This window comes from Nostoc sp. (assembly GCF_036916735.1).
GTDB lineage: Bacteria > Cyanobacteriota > Cyanobacteriia > Cyanobacteriales > Nostocaceae > Nostoc.
In genome coordinates, this window is sequence record NZ_JBALFV010000058.1 from 43,062 (window position 1) to 64,937 (window position 21,876).

Genomic DNA, 21,876 nt, shown 5'->3' on the forward strand with positions numbered 1-21,876 from the left:
AAGATACGCTCAACCCCACTTATGGATTGATAGGTCAGATTGGCAGATCATCAGCTACCGCCTTTAGCTGGCGTGCTTTTCTTGTAAAGAACTGGAAGATCATGATTTGAAACATTTTTCCGTTGCATTGCTATACAACCAGACCTATAAGCATTTCATTCGATTACTTGGATGCCTAAGCCAGGAAGTCAGGAGGGTGACTTCCTGGCTTAGGCATCTAGTTATATATCTGTGAGTCTGTGATATCCAAGCTCACAATAGCAAACAAACATAAACCCTTTAATCCATTTTGTATATCATTTATGGTTACAAACAATAATTTTTACTCCATACCTTTTTGCTGAAACATTCCCATCAATTTACGTTTACGAGCGTGGGTTTGCATTAAGTTTTGGCGATAGCTTAACCAATCACCTTTCTTCCCAGATCCTAAGTAGGCTTTACGTGCCTTTTTTAACCATTCGATAGCATAGTAGTAGTATTCGGCTTTACCTGCATCCATAATCTTTTCGGCACGGCGACGAGCATTAGTAATTACCCAACTAGGATTGTGAGGGATAGCAGCATCCATGACTCGATGAATCAATTCTGAATTATAAGAACTGAGTTCACTAGCGATCGCAATTGCATCATCAATTAGCCCCTCATGCAAGAATATATCCACCTTGGCTGATTCTGTTCCCCCACTACTAACACTATGAATAATTCTCAGCAGGTCTGTTTTGACACTTTCCCAGTTTTCTCCAGCCAATTCTGCCATCTTTTGGTAGTCAACAAAGGAGGGTTTCACTTGAAAAGCTGCCTTGATTGCTAATAAAGCAGCTTCACTATTACCCAACTCAATAGCCAAATCACTTGTCCAAATCCCCAATTCGTACTGACAATTACCCGGTAAATCTAATCCACTCTGGGCTATATTTAGTGCTTGCTGTAATGCCTTTTGAGAGCTTAGTGTTTTCGCTAGGGCAAAAGCCTCTTCCATTGAGTTCATCTGGGTTTGAGCAGCATCAATTGCTTCTTCTACCCTGCCTAAACGCCCTAGCATTGTCAGATACTGCTGGGTTTGTCCTTCCGCTTCTGCTAAATATAGGTATTCTTGGTAACGTTCCTGACGTTCGAGGATTTTTAGCCGAATTAGTGCCAAATCATCCGCATAATCTGGCACGTATTCTTCCCAAGCTCCCCTTTGAGTAATATTACCTTCGAGAACTTGCACCAGTGGTGAATAATCCCAACCTTGGCGTAAAGCCTCCATAATCATGCTAAAATCAACATTCCACTCATCTTGCCAAGCTTCTAAATTTATTTGAATATCAACTTTTTCTTCTGGGGTGAGTTCAGCACTGAGAATTGCTTCACACCAGGCATTATTTAATTCCCCGACAAGTTCATCATTTTCAGCACCGTATTCTGCAACATCATCCCAATTTTCCACACAGGTAGAGGTAATCGCTTCTAAAATAGTGATCGCATTCTCACCCTCTCCCCGTTCGCTAAAATCTACCGCAGTTTCCACTACACTCAGCAATTCTTCACCAATTGGGTCTTCTTCGCACCCTTCTTCAAAGTAGCGCACGGTATCCTTGAGAATCTGCCGCACTTGTCGTCGAAAGAAAGCCGGATCAATAGTAATGCGAAGCACAGGCTTTGTGTTTTTTTGCTGGGTAGCAGGATTAGTTATCCAACCTATATGGCGATCAATCGCCTCAATTAGTGGTGGGTGTTCTGTTACCAACTCTTGCAGCAGTCTTTGAGTTTGGATATAATCTAGGCGATTAAGTAGTTGTTCTAGGGTGGGGCGCTGCTTAATGTTTTCTGGGTTACGCGCACAAACAAGCATCGTCGCTACAATGTGTTCGCACCACCCGTCAAAGTTGTAGGCACAGGTGCAGTTTGCTGAGATTAATCCACTGCTATCAAAACTTAGGTTGACATGATAAGGTTTAGCTTCACTGCCTACAACATCTGCCTCAAGCAAATCGCCACGTTGGGTAACTGTATTGACAGCACCAGCCTCATAGTATGCCTCGCCCCGTTGGAAAGATTTGGCGTTGGCATGACGGCGGATAGTAAATTCGCTAATTTGGGGAATGGACATCGAGCGATCGCCTGCGTAAATCTTTTGGATAAATCCTAAATCCAGCTTAGGTGTTAAGCAAACGCCCTGTAAAGAAATTCAAAGTTATGGGCATGGGGGATGAGGAATTGGGCACTTGTACTGAGTTCAGCCCGAGCAAAGCCGAGGAGCGTAGCCGAAGTATGGGGTATGGAGTAGAAAAAAATAAGTATCTAGATTTGACTATAATTACTGAAATCATCCATCTTTTCGCCAGAAGTGAATGAATCATAATTTTAGTTAGCACAACCCAAACGTTAATTCAGGAAACAGTTATCAGGCTGATGGTAAGCGATTTCAATTCAGTTCCCAGTGTTCACTGATAATTAATTGTGTGTTGGGGACTTAAACCCAGCGACGAAACTGACAACTGATAACTGATAACTGTTAAAAGGGTTGCGCTGATTGTCGGTCAAGTTGAGAATAAATAGGCGAAGCACACAGGGAAACTAACGTGAGTCAAGGATTTGATTACGATTTAGTAATTATCGGCGCTGGTGTAGGCGGACATGGCGCAGCCTTACACGCCGTAAGTTGCGGTTTGAAAACAGCGATTATTGAAGCTGCTGATATAGGAGGAACCTGTGTTAATCGGGGCTGTATTCCTTCTAAGGCACTACTAGCAGCATCTGGACGTGTGCGGGAGTTACGTAATGCCCACCACCTGAAGTCACTGGGAATTCAAATTGGTAGCGTGGAATTTGATCGCCAAGCGATCGCTAATCATGCTACCAATCTCGTCTCGAAAATTCAAGGCGACTTAACCAACAGCCTGAAACGTCTAAAAGTCGATATTATCAGAGGTTGGGGAAAAATCGCTGGGGCGCAAAAAGTCTCTGTTACCGGAGACGGTGACGAAAAAATTATCACAGCCAAAGACATCATCCTTTCCCCTGGTTCAATTCCTTTTGTGCCTCCAGGAATTGAAGTAGACGGAAAAACTGTCTTTACCAGCGATCAAGGCGTTAAGTTGGAGTCGCTACCAAACTGGGTAGCAATTATTGGCAGTGGTTACATCGGCTTAGAATTTTCTGATATTTACTCAGCTTTAGGTTGCGAAATCACCTTGATTGAAGCCCTAGATCAGTTAATGCCAGGATTTGACCGCGATATTGCCAAACTTGCTGAACGGGTGCTGATTACTCCCCGCGATATTGAAACTAAAGTGGGGATATACGCCAAAAAAGTTATTCCCGGTTCACCTGTGGTGATTGAGTTAGCAGATTTCAAAACCAAAGAAGATGTAGATGTCATTGAAGTAGATGCTTGCTTGGTGGCTACGGGACGCATCCCAGCGACGCAAAATCTCGGTTTAGAGTCTGTGGGTGTGGAAGTCGATCGGCGGAATTTTATCCCAGTTAACGATCGCATGGCAGTGCTATCAGCTGGTGAGGTAGTGCCGCATTTGTGGGCAATTGGCGATGCTAATGGAAAGATAATGTTGGCACATGCGGCTTCTGCTCAAGGCATTATCGCGGTAGAAAACATAGTTGGGAGGGAAAGAATAGTAGACTATCGCAGCATCCCCGCAGCAGCGTTTACCCACCCAGAAGTTAGCTATGTGGGCTTAACAGAAACCGCAGCAAAGGACTTGGGACAAACCGAAGGGTTTGAAATCGCTACAAGTCGGAGTTACTACAAAGGGAATTCCAAAGCATTGGCAGAAAATGAAGCCGATGGGATTGCCAAGGTGATATATCGCAAAGACACCGGAGAAGTCTTAGGCGTCCACATTTTCGGACTGCACGCCGCAGACTTAATTCATGAAGCCTCAGCTGCCATCGCAAACCGTCAATCTGTCCAAAATCTAGCACATCTAGTTCACGCCCACCCGACACTTTCGGAAGTGCTGGACGAAGCTTATAAACGAGCCATTTAGTCATTTATCCTCTGTCATTTGTCCTTTGTCAATAAACAAGGACAAATGACCAATGACAAATGACCAATGACAAATAACAAATGACACATTATGCAAATCCGTCGCCGTTCACCTAATCCAGCCATTGATGTATCGATATTGCGTTATCAGGCTGCCGTGCCTGATTCAGCGCCAAACAATATTTTGGAGGAAATTGTCTGGCAGAAAGAAGTAGAATATGACCAAATGCGGGAAAAAATTCCTTTGCAAGAATTACGGAAGCAGGTACTGACTGTGCCGCCAACTCGTGATTTTGTTGCCGCTTTGCGTCAAGGTAAGACAAAGCCAGCATTAATTGCCGAAGTTAAGAAAGCTTCACCTAGCAAAGGTATTTTACGAGAAGATTTTGACCCAGTAGCGATCGCCCTTTCTTATCAGCAAGGTGGCGCTAGTTGTCTTTCTGTGCTAACAGATGTCAAGTTCTTTCAAGGTAGTTTTGACAACTTAGCAAAGGTTCGGGCTGCCGTAGATTTGCCCCTACTATGCAAAGAGTTTGTTATTTATGCTTATCAAATATACTTGGCGCGGGTTCAGGGTGCAGATGCTATTTTGTTGATTGCAGCTATTTTGAGCGATCAAGATTTGAAATACTTCCTTAAAATTGCTAACAATCTGAAAATGGCAACCTTGGTTGAAGTCCATAGTTTGGCAGAACTTGACCGTGTGTTAGCCTTAGATGGAGTCTCCTTAATCGGAATCAATAATCGCAATTTGGAAGATTTCTCTGTTGACTTGCAAACTACTTGCCAACTTTTAGCTGCAAGGGGTAGCCAATTGCAGGAGAAAAATATCCTTGTTGTCAGCGAGTCAGGATTACACAACCCAGATGATCTAAGTTTGGTGCTGACAGCAGGTGCATCGGCTGTACTCATTGGAGAATCTTTGGTAAAACAACCAGATCCCGGCGCTGCGATCGCCCATATATTGCCAAAGAATTTCTGAAATAAACACCTCCCTTACGCCTCTTAGCATAAAGCAACTAACTGCATACAATAGTTGCTAAATTGGGTACACTATGCGTGGACACGCAGCACATTGCCATCAAATATCATCATATCTTTGCCAAATCTTCATTGTTAATCAAATCAAAGCCATAAGCAACTAATTCTTGATTATGTAACAATTTCTTTACAAAAGCCAAACTCTGATTAATACAAAATCTCAAATATCAAATCAAAAGTTAACTTCATGGAGCAAATTCCTCTACCTTCTCCTATTCACTACGAACTTATACTTCAACTTTTAGAAAGACAAACTATGTTAGCTGTAAATGATAATCCAGATTTACGGCATCAGGTAAATCAACTAATTATTACTCTGCGTAAAGCTGCGGTGCAGCAAAAACGCCTAGAAGAAATTTGCGAGTTTTCCTCTATGACTGTCGATCACCGTTGGTCAATCAATCATCATCACGATAACAAAGTTGTTGCCCCCGATTAAAGCTGATAACTTAATATCTCAACCTCAGATTTGGCATCTTTATTAACTTAGCTTACCATCATCATAAAATGTCTCTGTGTATTAAAGGAGCCAGTATTCAAAACTTATGCTGCACTTGCTTGACTCAAATGCACAGTTTAAGGTGTGATTTAAAATGACTCTGCTTACAGAATCTCTGCTTTGCAAAAGTATCTATAAATGCTATATGAGGATTTTGAATTGGTAGTCAGTCTAAACGCTTATACCAATTTTGTATGAAGATGCGTCTATAGTGCAAGAAATAAAGAACGAACCGCCCTTCGGGTGACGTTCCTTCGCCGCTCATAGCGTTGCCATGCCGTACCACTTGCCTACGGCACGCTCCACGAACGTGAAAGCAAGCTAGCAAAAGCCTCTCCAAGAGTTGGCTTTACGCTGCGCTAACACCAGTCGCTTACGGTGGGAAACCCGCCTACAGCGCTGGTTTACCAAGAGCGCCAAGTACGCCAAGAAATAATAAATTAAGAGATTTGGCGCAGCTTCACAAATAAATGGTATTAAATTATGTTTGATAAAAATTTTACTTTATTTAGCTATTTTTATAAAGTTACACATATAGCAGTTCTCACTTACAATTTATACAAGAATTCTCTTAATATCGTAAAAGAAATTTCATCTTTATAAAAATTTAGCTAGAAAAAAATTTATATTGATTTATAGGAAACTGTGGATCAGCTAAAATGTTTATAAGATTCTCTCTCAAATTTGATGAAAGATGAAATATAACAGTATTCACGAAATACTCAGAAATAATCAGGCTTGGGTTGCCGAGAAACTAGCTATAGATCCAACTTACTTTCAAGAATTATCTAGTGGACAAACACCACCTTTTCTATACATAGGATGTTCTGATAGTCGTCTGGCATTAACAAAGTTCACCCGTACAGAACCAGGAGAGTTATTTGTACATCGTAATATTGCTAATCAAGTTTCTTTAACGGATATAAACTTTTTAGCGGTTTTAGAATACGCAATTTTACATCTTAAAGTAGAACACATTATCGTTTGTGGTCATTACGATTGCGGAGGAATTAAAACGGCTTTAGAGGGGAAAACCATCGGAATTCTTGATAACTGGGTAAATCCGATTCGGGAACTGTATTTACAGAAACAAGAAGAAATTGATGCCTTGCCAACAAGAGAAGAACGTTTGAATCGTTTGGCAGAAATGAACGTTGTAGCGCAAGTAAAAAATATTTACCAAACTTCCATTATGCGTCAGGTACTCTATGAGCGAAAAGCGCCTATGGTTCATGGCTGGGTACTAGATATAAGGAGTGGGTTAATCAAAGATTTGAATGTCTCAACTGTGCAATGGCAATTGCACATCTGCCCCTTGCTTTTAGAGTTTAGACTCTATGCTATGTTAAAAAATGAGAGTTAATTCGGTATTTATCGACACACAAAAGCCCACATATTTAGATTCTAAAGCTTTACCTAAGGTAGTTACCTTGCAGGTAATTTATTTTTGGCGTTTCCATACTCTGCATGAAAATGCAATTATTGAGGCTTTGAGGCTCTGACTCAATTTCTCACTATATGCAGAGCCTCAAACCTACCCCTATGAAGAATTATTTCTTAGCAATTATCCATACTGCATGAATAATTCCAGGAATATAACCAAAAAGTGTCAAAACTATATTAATCCAAAAATCTATACCAAAACCTACTTGCAAAAAAACTCCCAAAGGCGGCAAGAAAATTGCACACAAAATCCGAACTAAATCCATTTAAACCTCCTATTCATCTCACAAAAAACAGCTTGGTGGCAAAATTATTCACCACTGCTTAAGCATATTTATACCTTTTAAACATAACATTTTCTCTCTTAATCTAGGTCACGGTTAAGATGCGGTAAACCGCACTCAAGATTAGCCACCGCTAATTTTAGCTTTGTAACCTAGTTTGGTCAAAATATCGACAATTTTTTGCTTGTGTTCGCCCTGAATTTCAATTTCGTTATCTTTAACTGTCCCACCCGTACCGCATTGGGTTTTCAACTGCTTCACCAAATCAGCCAAGGTTTCTGGTTTGGCTTGAAAACCGCTAATCACTGTAACAGTTTTGCCTTTGCGTCCTTTGCGGGAAGCTTGTACTTTGAGATTTTGTTGTTGTGCAGGGAGTTCTGGAATTGGTCTTTCTGTGGCGGCAAAGTTGTCGTTGCCAAATTCGCGGTAGACAAAGCTTTTGTCAGAAGATTTGGGATTTGAAGAAGACATAAAATGAATATTTAAGAAAATTTCAAAGGCAGTGGAAACTTCTACGCAACCATTCTGCTGGGATATCAATTTCTAGGCTAACATCACAAATCCATTGCGAGGGTTTCAAAGTAATTGAGCATGGCGAATTGGGCAATTGTACTGCCCTTCTCTTCTTAGGCTGCACCCTAAGCGTAGCTATGCCGCAGGCTTTACGATTACGCTCAGGAACCGCGACTTGTGCCAAGCGACTTGTACTGAGCGAAGTCGAGGTAAGTCGAAGTATTGGGCATTGAGTATTGATAAAGAATTTAGTTTCCAGTCTCTAGATATAACCTGAATATGCCCCAGACTTTCTATAATAATTAAGTCATTCCCGTCATTGAAAACAGCCTGTGACTACCACTCCCTTATCTCCAAACTCAACTGCTCAGGTTCCTGATATACTAGGTCGCTTTGGACGCTTCGGCGGTAAGTATGTACCTGAAACGCTGATGCCTGCTCTTACTGAACTAGAAACAGCTTATCAGCAATACCGCAATGACCCTAGCTTTCAAGCAGAACTACAACAGTTGTTACGGGACTATGTAGGACGTGTCACACCACTATATTTCGCTGAACGCCTGACTGCTCATTATGCCCGACCCGATCGCACGGGGCCGCAAATTTACTTAAAACGCGAGGATTTAAATCATACTGGCGCTCATAAAATTAATAATGCCCTTGGTCAGGTATTGCTGGCGAAACGCATGGGTAAGCAACGGATTATTGCCGAAACGGGTGCTGGACAACACGGTGTTGCCACAGCTACAGTTTGCGCTCGTTTTGGGTTGGAATGCATAATTTACATGGGCGTTCATGATATGGAACGCCAAGCTTTAAATGTGTTCAGAATGCGATTGATGGGGGCAGAAGTGCGTCCGGTGGAAGCGGGAACGGGAACCCTCAAAGATGCAACTTCTGAAGCAATCCGCGATTGGGTGACAAATGTAGAAACAACTCACTACATTCTCGGTTCGGTAGCAGGCCCCCATCCTTACCCGATGATGGTACGTGATTTCCATGCAGTAATCGGCCAAGAAACTCGCGCCCAAGCAATAGAAAAGTGGGGTGTATTGCCTGATATTCTCTTGGCTTGCGTAGGTGGTGGTTCCAATGCTATGGGACTATTTTATGAGTTTATAAATGAGCCTTCTATACGGTTCATTGGGATTGAGGCAGCAGGAGAAGGTGTCAATACTGAAAAACACGCAGCTACCTTGACAAAAGGACGAGTTGGTGTATTACACGGAGCAATGAGCTATCTTCTGCAAGATGAGGATGGGCAAATCATTGAGGCACACTCAATTAGTGCAGGTTTAGATTATCCCGGTGTGGGACCAGAACATAGCTATTTGAAAGATACTGGTCGCGCTGAATACTATAGTGTGACGGATGCAGAAGCTTTGGCGGCATTTCAGCGATTGTCGAAATTAGAGGGAATTATCCCAGCATTAGAAACAGCCCATGCGATCGCCTACCTCGAAACCCTATGTCCCCAACTAACCGACAGTCCCCGAATTGTAATTAACTGCTCTGGACGTGGCGATAAGGATGTACAAACAGTTGCCAAATTATTAAATGATGCGTAAGTATACGTAAAATCATTGGGAAAAAGCAATAAATAGGATCAACAATTCCAACACCCTATGCTACCGCAACCAACTCGTCGTGAGTTGGTAGTCCAAAATTTTGTGCAAAGTTTGAAAATGCACATTTTTAGGAATATATCTCCCAATACAGTTCAGTTAGCGCCAAAAACCCTAAACTGCGTAGGTTGGGGAGCCACTACCCCCTTGTGGTTTCCCGACTTGTTCGCTCTTAGCGTTCCCGTAGGGTAGCAAGTGGCGTTTGCAGAACGTAGCAAGATCCTACAGGGTAACCCAACATTTTCGATGGTTTGTTGGGTTTCACTTCATACCCCTATGGGGATTTTGCTACAACCCAACCTACGATTAAGCTGTTAAGCATTTAAGCAAGCACATTGAGGTCGCAGGGGGGCAGTTCTTGCTGGAAGCAAGGGAGAGGGTTTGCAGCTTTTTTTGACAATGAAAATAGTGCAACTTGTAGGCGCGACAGCTTATCTACGATTATCCTTAACCAAGCCGTATTTATATCCATATTTTCCAATTTTCTAAGTATTAATACTTTGCTAAATAATATACTGATATTCAATCATAATTCATAATAATAAAACTTATCTAAATATTAGTACTGAGAAACACTATGAATACATAACTATTTTTGAATCCATTTTGAACTAAGTATAAAAATTCTCATGTATTACAAAATAAAATTTGGAAAGTAGGTTAGATAAAATAATCATACTAATGGTAGAGTAAATTTTTTTATAAACAGTACTATTTTTTCATAATTTGATGAGATTCAAAGTTTACTGGTAGTTTTTGAACAAAAAACGCCATAAGCAGAGGTATTTAGACTTATAATCAAGTTGTCAGATTGATACTAGCTTGGTTAAGCTTTCTGGAGCTAGAGTTTCAGTTAGTTTCAGAAATGATTAAAACAACAATCTACAGTGTCGCTTTGGGCACTATTATTCTCAGTAGTGCAGCGATCGCTACTCCTGTAACAAATTCAACTTTTACGCCAATATCTTCAAATGTATCAAATAGTACTGTCAAACTTGCAGCATCCAGCGTTGATACTGCTGCTTTAGAAGAGGCGGTTTTCAAACAAATTAATGACTACAGAGTTTCCCAAGGATTGAAAAAGCTGACTCGTAATTCTGCCATTGATAATCAAGCCAGGATTCACAGTCAGGATATGGCTAATGGTAAAGTTCCCTTTGGACATACGGGATTTTCAGAACGTATCAAAGCAGTCGGTATTCCCTACAGTTCAGCTGGTGAAAATGTCGCTTCCAACTATGGATATAGTGACCCTGTGACGACAGCTGTTCAAGGCTGGCTCAAAAGTCCAGGACATCTTGCCAATATCAGAGGTAATTTTGAAAACACTGGGATTGGTGTCGCTAGCAACAGTAGAGGCGAAATCTACTTCACACAAATTTTCCTTACTCCTGTAAAAACTCCTGTAACAAATTCAACTTTTACACCGACATCTTCAAATGTATCAAATAGTACTTTGAAACTTGCAGCATCTAAGATTGACATTGCTGCTCTAGAACAGTTAATTTTCAACAAAATTAATGACTACAGAGTTTCCCAAGGATTAAAAAAGCTGACTCGTAATTCTGCCATCGATAATCAAGCCAGGATTCACAGTCAGGATATGGCTAATGGTAAAGTTCCCTTTGGACATACGGGATTTTCAGAGCGTATCAAAGCAGTCGGTATTCCCTACAGTTCAGCTGGTGAAAATGTCGCTTACAACCAAGGATATAACGATCCTGCGACGACAGCTGTTCAAGGCTGGCTCAAAAGTCCAGGACATCTTGCCAATATCAGAGGTAATTTTGAAAAGACTGGGATTGGTGTCGCTAGTAACAGTAGAGGCGAAATCTACTTCACACAAATTTTCTTTCGCTGATAAATTTGATAATATTTAAGTTTTTTCTCAAATTCCCCCAGACTTCAGTCTGCTAGTAAAGCTTTTGCTAAATGTTGAATAATGTAGTATTCAATAGACAAATGTCATTGAAACTACATTATTTTTTTAGTAATTCATAAAAATCTTAAATTATCAGCAAAAATAACCGTGATTTTACGATGCTGACCTATTGAAGTATTGACAATTGGAAACAATTTTTTGTACTTCCTATACAAGGATGTAGCCAGATTGCCAAAATTCATCAATCCTTAATAGTATCGTGGTATATATTGTCGGAACAATAGGGTAAAGTATAAGTCTTATATCTCTACATATTACGCAATTCTCCATGTTCCGACAAACTGCTTTTGGCATCGCTTTAAGTGCGCTTGTCCTTGCTAGTGGGTTAACGACTGTTCCGATACCAAATAATCCTTCTACGAATACATCCACCCGTAATAAGCTGTTGTCGCTTTTTTCCAGTCAGGTTGCAATATCGACTCCTACTTTTAAGACTACGGAGCTAGAAAAATCCGTTTTTGACGAAATTAATCGATATCGGGCTTCTAAAGGACTGCCAAAGTTGACGCTAAATGCAAATATCACTCGACAGGCAAGAATTCATAGTCAGAATATGGCTAAAGGTAAAATACCATTTAGCCATCAGGGATTTGAACGCCGAGTTAATGCTATCCCTATTCGCTACAGTAGTGCGGCGGAAAATGTAGCTTTCAATCGGGGATATAGTAACCCTGTGGATGAAGCTGTTACTGGTTGGATTAAGAGTCCCGGACATCTAAAGAACCTTAAAGGAAATTACAACCTGACTGGAATTGGGGTTGCTACTAATAATCAAGGCGAAGTCTACCTTACACAGCTTTTTTTTCGCACTAGGTAGATTTAATTTCTGATTATTTTGCACAATAATAATGTAGTGTCTGACAAGACTTATATTTGCTGGACACTGCTATTATTTTTGAACAATTCATGACATTACAAGATTTTCAGGTGATTGATCGCGACCTCAGCGACGCAGCCCTAGCACAGTATTTAGAATCTACAGCGATCGCAGTTGATACAGAAACGATGGGATTATTGCCACAGCGCGATAGGTTGTGTCTTGTCCAATTGTGCAACGAATTCGGGAAAGTGACTGCAATCCGCATCGCCAAAGGACAAAGTGATGCGCCAAACTTAAAAAAACTCTTGGAAGCGGCGAATGTCGTAAAAGTGTTTCACTTTGCTCGCTTTGACCTTGCCACTTTGCGAGCTAATCTGGGGATTCAGGTTATACCTGTTTTTTGTACCAAAATTGCTAGTAAATTAGCCCGTACTTACACAAATCGCCACGGACTTAAAGATGTGGTGCAAGAGTTAGAACAAGTAGAACTTGATAAAAGTTCTCAAAGTTCTGATTGGGGTAACGCTGCTAATTTATCTGAAGCTCAACTTAATTATGCTGCCAATGATGTACGCTACTTACTTAGTGTGCAGCACAAGCTAACAGAAATGCTCAAACGAGAGGAACGTTGGAAAATTGCTCAAGAATGTTTTGAATTTCTGCCAACAATAGTTTCTTTGGATTTGTTACAGTTTAAAGATTTGTTTGAACATTGATCCAAAAATAAACCTCTTGCAAAAATTTTTGCTCTGGAGTACAAGCATTGCAAGAGAAAATATTCTATATTTTGATTTCTAAATTGTAACTTCTCTGGTTATGAGAAATCAAAATTAGACCTCTTGGAAAATTCACTAACACCCTACCCCTAACCTGTCCCCGCAAACAAAAAGGGGAGACTTTGATCTAAGCCAAAGGTAGAGTGGGGTTCTCATTATTGATTTATGCAAGAGGTCTATTGCTAATTTTTTAAGTTATTTTTTGCTTAAGAGCCAATATTGGAATCATCATTGCCTTTAGGAGTATTAGATTCACTAATGCCTTGTTTGACATTACTGGCTTGCTCTTGAATGCCTTGTTTGACATTACTGGCTTGCTCTTGAATGCCTTGTTTTACATTACTGGCTTGCTCTTGAATGCCTTCTTTGAGGTTACTGGCTCCCTCTTGAATGTTTTCTTTGAGGTTACTGGCTCCCTCTTGAATGTTTTCTTTGAGATTACTGGCTCCCTTTTTAATAGTTTCCGTCGCGCTAGGGCCTCCCTTTGGCTGATTTTCTTGGTGATTTTTTAGGCGATCTACCACATTGTAGTCATCTGCACCTGGGGGAGTTGTTGATTCAACAATGCCTTCTGTTGGACCACCGATAGCCTTCCATGCAGCAAGACCACCTTTGAGTTGGGAGACATGCTCAAATCCATTAGAACGCAGTTGTTGCGCGGCTTGGGCAGATTCTTCTTCATTAGCACCGTAAACGTAAATATCACGGCTTTTATCTAAAGAAGGTACTGCACGCTGTACCAATTCATCTATTGGCATAGGCATCGCTCCCATAATGTGACCTTCGTTGAAGGTGTTGCGATCGCGCACATCCAGGATTGTAAAAGCTGGTTCGCCCCATTCTAGACGAGACTTCAATGTATGAACATCAGATTGGGCTTCTATTGGTGGCTGTGGGGGAATGATGCCGCCGACTAAATTATTGTTAACCATAAGTATCCCTTACTTGACGATATTGATAGCAATTTAACGGACTAAATATATTTAATTACTCTTTCTATGGGCTGAATTTCTTAAAAATATCTCTTCAGATAGAGTCCCTAATTCAAATATTTTCTACCATTTAATGCATTGCAAAATTAGTCATGTTAGATTATTAAAAGTTATTTATATATTAATTGTATTAAATAGATTTAAAACTCTATTTGTGGTATTGAATTATTAAAATAAATTGTGAATAAGATTAAAATATTCAGTTATTAGTACAGGAGTTACGTGCTTTTTCAATATCTGCGATCGCTAACAATAACGCCTTATAGCTTTTCCTAATCAAATCAGTTATATCAGAGCAAGCTCCTGGTTTGTTCTTAGAGGATGTTTTAAAAGTCCTCTTGCAATTCTTCTTTAACTGAGTTTGGGGATTTAAGTAAACAGCTTCTATCAAGCAGCTTGTTTTGATGGCTAAATCTAAATCCCCGTCATAAAACGTAATTGCTTTCTTCTCTACGAGACACTTTGCGAACGTAGCAGGACATAGGGACTTCCTAAAAAAATAATCGCTGGTAGGCAGGGGGGCGGGCTTGCCGTGACTTGTACTGAGTTCAGCCCGAGCAAAGCCGAGGGGCGTAGTCAAAGTAGCGTAGCCGAACGGGGGCAGGGAGCAGAGGGAGAAAGAAGAATATTATTTAAATAAATTGATTAATTTATTCTCTGGAAGTCCCATAGCAAGAGTGCGAATTGCGAATTGGTTTAACCTCTTGTCTGTGTGTTGCGCCAGTTGCTACCCTGCCTTAACGCTAAAAGCGAACAAGTCGTGGAACCGCAAGGGCGCACTGGCTTCTCTGCAAAGCATCCCAATACAAGCAAATTTCCCAAGATAATAGATTGTCATTGCAAAAACGTAAAGCCTTCTCTATGAGACACTGCGCGTAGCTTGCTTCCACAAAGTGGTACGGCATAGCTTCGTTTAATGCGGTAACGTCTCGTAAGAGAAGCAGAATGTTCACGTAGCATTCCCGCAGGGTATGTGGTTTGGCTCCATTTCATTACATACTCTGCGGGTTCTCCAAAGGAGTACGCAATGACAAAATATGTTTTTACACATTTAGGATGCTCTCCTGATTTATGCCTCTGCGGTTAAATAAAAGACTTTTTAATCGCAGAGACACTGAGGGCGCAGAAAGAGAAAAGAGATTTTACAACTCACCTTGAAAGGGCTTAAAGTATTCAAATTTACGACTTTACAACAAAAATCCCAAATTATATAAACTTCATACAATCAATACCTATACAATTTCTTAGCATTACAATGGCTAAAGTTTTGATAAACTTCATGGAAGATTAATTGTAAACAAGTACTACAGTAGCGATCGTACTCAGCAGAGACGCGCGTGAATACACTATATAACAGAAACACGTAAAGCAAAACTGGCGCAAGAGCGAATTGCCCAATCTACAACAGGCAGCATTATGGTTATGGTTCCCGCTACTACTCCCAAAATTCTGATTGTCGATGATGACTTCGGTGTGCGAAATCTGGTCTATCGTTTTTTAAGTCGGAAATATCAAATAGAGTCCGCAGCAGATGGTAAGACTGCCTTATCGTTGTTTGAGCAATTCAACCCGGCCTTAGTGATTCTAGATTGGAATTTGCCGGATCTTAATGGTTATAACCTTTGCCAAGAAATGCAGAGCCGTACTAATGTTTTAGTGCTGATACTGACTAGTAGGACTGACGAGGCTGATAAAATTAAAATCTTAAGCGCAGGTGCTGATGATTTCATGACTAAACCGTTTAGTCTTGCAGAAGTTGAAGTTAGAGTTGAAGCTCTTTTAAGACGGATACGCTACATCAACCCCTCCCCAACACAACGGATCATTTTTAAGCAGTTAGCAATTAACCCAGAGGGCCGGGAGGTAACACTTAACGATAAACCTCTTGCTTTAACAGCGCTGGAATTTAATATCTTACATTTTTTGGCAAGCCATCCTAATCAGGCTTGGAGTCGCCCACAACTAATCCAAAAAATTTGGGGTTGCGACTACGTGGGAGATGGCCGAGTAGTTGATGTGCATATTGGTCAGCTTCGTAAGAAGATGGAAGTCGATGCCAGCATCCCGGAGTTTATTAAAACTGTCCGGGGCTATGGTTACAAGTTTGAAGTACCAGACGAAAATACTAATTCCTGAGCTTCTTAATTTCAGGAGTAGTTTATAAAAAGAATGACTCAGATAAGTCAGTATTAGTATTATTACTGTTTTAAGCAGTTTTACTGAGGATTAAGCGTATAACTTGCTGGTGTACAAGGAAGCAAAGGTTGATAACAGGTTTTTGAAACTCCTGAGAGGATTAGATTTTAACTTTTAAAATACGCACTAAACTTTCATAGATGCATCAAGGCAAGATAAGAAAGCTTCTTCTAACGGGAATACTTTAAAGTAGGGCGAACAGTTTCGTTCTCAGTATTGTTTCCGGGGAATTTTCACTTAGACTCGAAATGCTTAACTTATCTAAGATGAATCGGTTTTGGCGTGTCCCTGTAAATCCGCAGCGATCGCCTTTGATAGAGGTGGAAGATTCAATTTCCTTGCGGGTACTGGTGCTAGCGTTGGTTGTTTTAGGAATTGTGGCGACGGATATCGCTGCTGAAACTTCATTCAGTTTTTGGGCATTACCCCTAAGTGTATTGGGTGCGATTTGGAGTTACTATCGTCGCCGCGATGCCAATGTTGCAGTTAAGTTTTGTATCGCTATCGGAATGTTGGCAGCACTAGGTGCTTTCTTTGGCCGATTAGTAGGAGAGTTGAATGATACACGGTTGGGTTTGGCAGAGTTATTAATTCAACTCCAGGTGTTGCATAGCTTTGATACACCCCGCCGGAAAAATTTAGGCTATTCGATTGTTATAGGACTGATTTTATTGGGTGTGGCGGGAACGTTAAGTCAGACTTTCGCATTTGCACCTGTGTTGCTATTATTTTTAGCGATCGCTCTCCCAACTTTAGTATTAGATTATCGCTCCCGCTTGGGTTTGCAGCTATTAAAAACTGAAAAAGGAAAATTCAATCAAAAAAATTCATCAACTCTTAATTTTAAATTTTTAATTCTGAATTTTTTCCTAATTATCGGTCTGGGACTGGCAATTTTTGCTGTTTTACCTAGATTTCCTGGCTATCAGTTACGGAATTTTCCTGTAAGTTCTGCTATTCAAGTAAAAGGTAATTTCACCGGACGTAGTATCATTAATCCTGGTTATGTCCGCGAAGGTAAAGGTGATAATCAAGGCACTGGTACGGGACAAAATCAAGCTGGTCAACCAGGTAAAGTAGATAATAACTTTTATTACGGTTTTAATAGCCAAATTAACCAAAACCTGCGAGGCGAGATGAAACCTAAAGTTGTGATGCGGGTGCGATCGCAAGCTGAGGGTTTTTGGCGAGTATTAGGATTTGACCGTTATACAGGTAAGGGATGGGAAGTTTCCCGTAATGAAGATGTTACAACCATTAAGCGATCGCCTTGGTCTTACCAAATCTTCTTAAACCGACCTCTGATTACTGGTAAAACTCAAGAGATAGTACAAACTTATACAGTGGTGGCGGATTTGCCTAACCTAATTCCGGCGATGGCTTATCCCAAAGAGATTTACTTTCCCACACCAATGATTGCAGTTGATAAAGAAAATGGATTGCGATCACCTGTGGAATTATCAGAAGGACTCACTTACACAGTAATTTCTGAAGTACCATACCGCGATCGCACTAAATTAGGTGAAGCTTCTACTAAATATCCACGAGATATTAAACAGCATTATCTGCAAATTCCTCCCGAAATTGCTGAAAAAGTTCGACAACGTACCGAAGAAATTCTCGCTAACTACAGTCAAGAAGGGGTAACAAAGTCTTCTAAAAGCCTAAATTCACCTTATGAAAAAGCTCTCTACTTAGCTCAATATTTAAAGCAACGTTACTCTCTGCCCCAAAATCCCTTAGATTTGCCTTATTTGGGAGAAAAAGATGACTTAGTAGAAGCTTTTTTATTTAAATATAAAGGCGGCTATCCAGACCACTTCTCAACAGTTCTGACAGTAATGTTGCGTTCCATTGGCATTCCAGCCCGGTTGGTAGCAGGGTTTAGTGCAGGAGAATTTAATCCATTTACAGGGTTATATGTTGTCCGTAATACTGATGCTTATGCGATGACGGAAGTATATTTTCATAAATATGGCTGGTTTGCTTTTGACCCCATTCCCAATCATCCCCTGATACCTCCATCAGTGGAAGATACTCAGACTTTTAGTGTGTTGCGTCAGTTGTGGTATTGGGTTGCGGGATGGTTGCCTTCTCCAGTGACAGGTTTGTTAAATAATGTATTTGAGACAATATTTAAGTGGGTGATTGGAGCGATCGCTTGGTTTTTAGCTTTATTCTCTCAAGGTTGGTTTGGTGTATTAACTGGCTTAATCTTGGCAACTACAGCAGCTTTCTTGGGGTGGCTGGGTTGGCGACAGTGGCGAGAGTGGCGCAACCGAAGATGGTTAAAGAAATTGCCAGCAATGGAGAGCCTTTATCAACAAATGCTGCAATGGACAACCCAAAAAGGTTTAGGCAAACATCCAGCACAAACACCTTTAGAGTATGCTAGAGTCTCATATCAGCATCATGCCCCAGCAACTGCTGAGGTAATAGATGAAATTTGTCAAGCGTATGTTAGTTGGCGTTATGGTGGTCATGCTCCTAATTTGAAGCGACTGCGAGAAAGATGGCAAAGTTTGAAAAAGGGGACTGGTGATCGGACAAACTGATTTATAGCCATTTGTAATGTAGCAGACCTCTATGAAACAGATATATTTTTCGTTTATCTCTACCTTACAAGAGCGTCGATCACACTGAGATCAATTGGTGCAGACAGTATAGACGTTTTCATAATTTGATTGGTAAACTCAGCAAATACTTATTAGCATCAGCTGTTTTTTAATTCGTCGTCGAACTTACGTCAGTGTTAACCTTGTTAATCTATGAGTAACTACGTTTTAACCAAATTAACTGTAATATATTAACCTCATAATTTTCATGTTTTATTCTTCATCACTAAAAGTGTCATCTAGCAACCGATTTATTTCTGCTGTCTTGTCAATAGGTACGAGATAAAGACCACAAATTTTGCTTACCTGATCTATCGAAATATTCTCAAAATCGCACCAAGCACGGGCAGCTTGGTTAGCTATCTTCTCAATCTCAGCAGCTTGAATTGCGGCACAAAGTTCTGATTCTATACAAGCAATCAAGTCAAGAATAGCAAGTTCATCTTGCTTTTCAAGCTTCTTGTTTGACAAGTTGAAAAGTATAGGATAATACTTGCCTTCATGTTTAAGCAGGACAAAGATACGGCGTTGAGGCTTAGAATAGCTCCTTGCACTGAGTAAATATTCTGGCAGTTCTTCTGCACGACTCCGGTATTGTTCAAGCACTGCTACATGAGACAGCATGGACTCAGCACCAAGTCCACCAATGTCTGTCAAAAACTTATTGTCTCGTGTAAGTTGCTCCACATCCAAATCACTATCAAGCGTTATTTCAGAGTGCTCTTCTTCTGAGATGACACCAGACCCCAAAATTCGTTTTGATTTGTTGTGGCGATGAGCAATGCGATCAAATCTCTCACAGATATCGTTGTGTACACGAGAGGGGCTGTCTCTTTGATCGATGATTAACGGTACAAGTGTATAAAACTGAACTACTCGTTCTGGGTTAGAGGTCATTCTCAACACTCTACCTGCCCTTTGAAATAGCTCATCCGCTCCTTCAGGTGGATCATAATTAACAACTGTATCAGCATCTTGTAAATCAACACCTACACCATCTGCATCAGTACAAATTAGCACGTCATACTCTCGGTTGGCTTTATAATTATGAGAGCGTGGCGAAAACTGTTTTAGCACTTCAAAACGCTGTAATCCAGTTTTTAATCGCGGATTATCTTCATCAGTTTCAACAGTACAACCAATGCTAAGCGCTCCGCTAAATGTTCTCTGCAAGAGAGTTAATAAATACTGGGCAGTAAGATATCTCTTGACGAAGATGATAACTTTACCCCTTGTATCCAGGCAGCAATCCTCAATAATTTTCTGCAATTTGAGAAACTTGTCATCTATATAGTTGCTCTGTCTAAGCTGTGCCAATATTGGCATAAGAATATTGCTACGCTCTTCTAAGCTTATACGCATCGGTGTTTTATAAGAGCGATTGTGTGTATCAAGCATGTTGAGAGAGTAATAATCTTGATTCTGAACATTAACAGCAGACTGTTGCCATAGGTTTAAAGTGAGTTGAGAGACACCCTCAAACTGCTCTGAATAGCTTGTTGTAGCGAGATTTTGTTCAATGCTGTATGCCATTGCTATAGGTGAACTGAGCCAGCTTGTTAGTGAAGCGTTATAGACTGTATCGATCGCACTCTCGCGAAGAGCCATTCTATCATCATCGAACCATTGATGTGGAGACTTAAAAGCTTGATCAAAACAACGACGATCAAAAGCAGATTGTAGTTCAGGCTGCAAGAATAACTGATAGCGTAACGAATAAAGCTTGAGGCTTTTTGGTAGATAACGTCGTTCATCACCAAACTGAATGAAAGTTCGTCCGTTTGTATCAATATCACCTCTATTTCGAGCCATTTTTAAGACATGAGGTAATCCCAAAATGGTCACAATTGGTAGACGGGAAAACTCTTCAGCATTATTAATTTTCCAAGGACTTTGCTCATCCAATAGATTAGGATTGTAAAACCTATGAGGTAGAAGATATAGCAGACTATTGAGATTTAAGAAATCTGTCCCGTAGGCTGTGGCAGTGAGAAGAAATATCTTTGCACCTGCTTTTATTGCTGGCACTATACGTTCATATACTAAACTCTTACCACGCTTAGATTTCTCTCGTAGAAGCTCATTCCGATAGAAGTGAGCTTCATCAATAATAATGATAGTATTATGATTAGCTTGTTGAAGTTGCCTCTCTAGCTGATCTGTTTGATGGTGAGATTGCTGAGAAGCCTTGCGAAACAGCACATCAATATTGAAAAACTTGAAGTAAACATTGCGATTCTCAAGCTGCCGTTCCCAATTCTTGCGTACTACACTAGGAGCAATTAAAATAACTTGATTGGTTCTGCCTATTGGTTGCAAACGCAAAGCGATTTCAGCACCTATAACAGTTTTACCCAATCCTGTAGCAGCTATTATCAGTGCACCACCATACTCATTAGCTTGACGAAGAGCACGTGCAATCACACCCTTCTGATAATACACAGGAGAATAGGCGTCCAGAGACAAAGGATACTCAGCTAAGTTATTGAGCAAAAAAAGTGTTTTGAGATATACCTCGAATGGGGTAGCGAGATTAAGCCAATCTTCTAACTTTTTGATCAGTTCAGCCAGTAAATCTTGGGCATTTTGAGCAACATGATCATACCAATTTGTGAACAAACAGATCCGCTCAGAATCGTGGCTAACACTCACTTGCTCTGCTGATTGGCAAAGTCCTTTACGACTGTAGTTTGATGAACCATGCCATATTAGCTTTGAATCACAGATGTAAAATTTACAGTGAAAAGGCACTTGCATTTTGCGGGCATCTCGAATAATGAAGCGTCCGGATTTCATGCGTTCAACTAATTCAAAAACTGTTCTCCACAAATCTGTATCACACTGTCCCAAATCTGCCATAATTTCATCAATGACAGTAGCTCGGACATGCTTTCCATCTTCCCGACCCACTAGGATTTGAAATTGCACTTCCGATGCCACATACTTACGACCCAACTTGTATCCAACCAGGCTAAAGTAAGCACTAGCAATACGAATTGTATTTTCAGCTTCTGGAAAATAGGCTTTAATAAACTCTAATCCTACACCAGAGCCGACACCTGCAATAGGTTGACCATCAGGATTAGACTGTAAAACCAAAGCTAACTTTGACTTTGACTTGCGAGGCATGAGGGAG

The 21,876-nt window shown here is 40.6% G+C and carries 14 protein-coding genes and 1 pseudogene; 10 read left to right on the forward strand and 5 right to left on the reverse strand.

Going from position 1 to position 21,876, the window contains the following annotated elements:
* Window positions 1–322: 322 nt before the first annotated feature.
* Window positions 323–2,098 (reverse strand): SWIM zinc finger family protein, encoded by a 1,776-nt coding sequence (locus V7L20_RS14550; protein ID WP_334744764.1) that lies wholly within the window; start codon window positions 2,096–2,098, stop codon window positions 323–325.
* 472 nt (window positions 2,099–2,570) lie between these two features.
* On the opposite strand from V7L20_RS14550, the gene lpdA reads away from it, so the two are divergent.
* From lpdA to V7L20_RS14570, 4 genes are all read left to right on the forward strand, one after another.
* Entirely contained in the window at window positions 2,571–3,995 is a 1,425-nt protein-coding gene (lpdA, locus tag V7L20_RS14555; RefSeq protein WP_334744765.1) for a dihydrolipoyl dehydrogenase, read from the forward strand.
* A 90-nt stretch (window positions 3,996–4,085) separates the two neighbouring features.
* A complete protein-coding gene (gene trpC, locus V7L20_RS14560) occupies window positions 4,086–4,976 on the forward strand; it encodes an indole-3-glycerol phosphate synthase TrpC (RefSeq protein WP_334744766.1) in 891 nt (296 codons plus the stop codon).
* A gap of 246 nt (window positions 4,977–5,222) precedes the next feature.
* Window positions 5,223–5,474: a DUF5340 domain-containing protein gene (locus tag V7L20_RS14565; protein ID WP_100903113.1), complete on the forward strand. Its 252-nt coding sequence runs from the start codon at window positions 5,223–5,225 to the stop codon at window positions 5,472–5,474.
* Window positions 5,475–6,228: 754 nt separating this feature from the next.
* The gene (locus V7L20_RS14570; protein ID WP_334744767.1) at window positions 6,229–6,897 is read left to right on the forward strand and encodes a carbonic anhydrase; all 669 of its coding nucleotides are present in this window, start codon (window positions 6,229–6,231) and stop codon (window positions 6,895–6,897) included.
* Window positions 6,898–7,084: 187 nt separating this feature from the next.
* On the opposite strand, the gene V7L20_RS14575 is transcribed toward V7L20_RS14570, so the two are convergent.
* Both V7L20_RS14575 and V7L20_RS14580 read right to left on the reverse strand, forming a co-directional pair.
* Window positions 7,085–7,243, reverse strand: coding sequence for a YqaE/Pmp3 family membrane protein (locus V7L20_RS14575; RefSeq protein ID WP_099065790.1), 159 nt, complete (start codon window positions 7,241–7,243; stop codon window positions 7,085–7,087).
* 141 nt (window positions 7,244–7,384) lie between these two features.
* The gene (locus V7L20_RS14580; protein WP_334744768.1) at window positions 7,385–7,732 is read right to left on the reverse strand and encodes a translation initiation factor; all 348 of its coding nucleotides are present in this window, start codon (window positions 7,730–7,732) and stop codon (window positions 7,385–7,387) included.
* A gap of 374 nt (window positions 7,733–8,106) precedes the next feature.
* Between V7L20_RS14580 and trpB the strand changes: the two genes are divergently transcribed.
* The 4 genes from trpB (at window position 8,107) to V7L20_RS14600 (ending at window position 12,877) form a co-directional block, all read left to right on the forward strand.
* Window positions 8,107–9,342 carry a tryptophan synthase subunit beta gene (gene trpB / locus V7L20_RS14585; RefSeq protein ID WP_334744769.1) on the forward strand — a complete coding sequence of 412 codons (1,236 nt, stop codon included), beginning with the start codon at window positions 8,107–8,109 and terminating at the stop codon, window positions 9,340–9,342.
* 922 nt (window positions 9,343–10,264) lie between these two features.
* Entirely contained in the window at window positions 10,265–11,260 is a 996-nt protein-coding gene (locus V7L20_RS14590; RefSeq protein ID WP_334744770.1) for a CAP domain-containing protein, read from the forward strand.
* Between the two features lie 349 nt (window positions 11,261–11,609).
* Window positions 11,610–12,158, forward strand: a complete 549-nt coding sequence (locus V7L20_RS14595) for a CAP domain-containing protein (RefSeq protein WP_334744771.1) — start codon at window positions 11,610–11,612, stop codon at window positions 12,156–12,158.
* Window positions 12,159–12,247: 89 nt separating this feature from the next.
* Window positions 12,248–12,877 carry a ribonuclease H-like domain-containing protein gene (locus V7L20_RS14600; RefSeq protein WP_334744772.1) on the forward strand — a complete coding sequence of 210 codons (630 nt, stop codon included), beginning with the start codon at window positions 12,248–12,250 and terminating at the stop codon, window positions 12,875–12,877.
* Between the two features lie 542 nt (window positions 12,878–13,419).
* Here V7L20_RS14600 and V7L20_RS14605 read toward each other — a convergent pair.
* Window positions 13,420–13,869: pseudogene (locus V7L20_RS14605) on the reverse strand (rhodanese-like domain-containing protein); the annotation flags it as partial.
* Window positions 13,870–15,345: 1,476 nt separating this feature from the next.
* Between V7L20_RS14605 and V7L20_RS14610 the strand changes: the two are divergent.
* Entirely contained in the window at window positions 15,346–16,065 is a 720-nt protein-coding gene (locus V7L20_RS14610) for a response regulator transcription factor (RefSeq protein ID WP_334744773.1), read from the forward strand.
* Window positions 16,066–16,373: 308 nt separating this feature from the next.
* Entirely contained in the window at window positions 16,374–18,680 is a 2,307-nt protein-coding gene (locus V7L20_RS14615; RefSeq protein ID WP_334744774.1) for a DUF3488 and transglutaminase-like domain-containing protein, read from the forward strand.
* A 273-nt stretch (window positions 18,681–18,953) separates the two neighbouring features.
* Here V7L20_RS14615 and V7L20_RS14620 read toward each other — a convergent pair whose 3' ends face one another.
* A complete protein-coding gene (locus V7L20_RS14620) occupies window positions 18,954–21,869 on the reverse strand; it encodes a helicase-related protein (protein ID WP_334744775.1) in 2,916 nt (971 codons plus the stop codon).
* Window positions 21,870–21,876 lie beyond the last annotated feature (7 nt).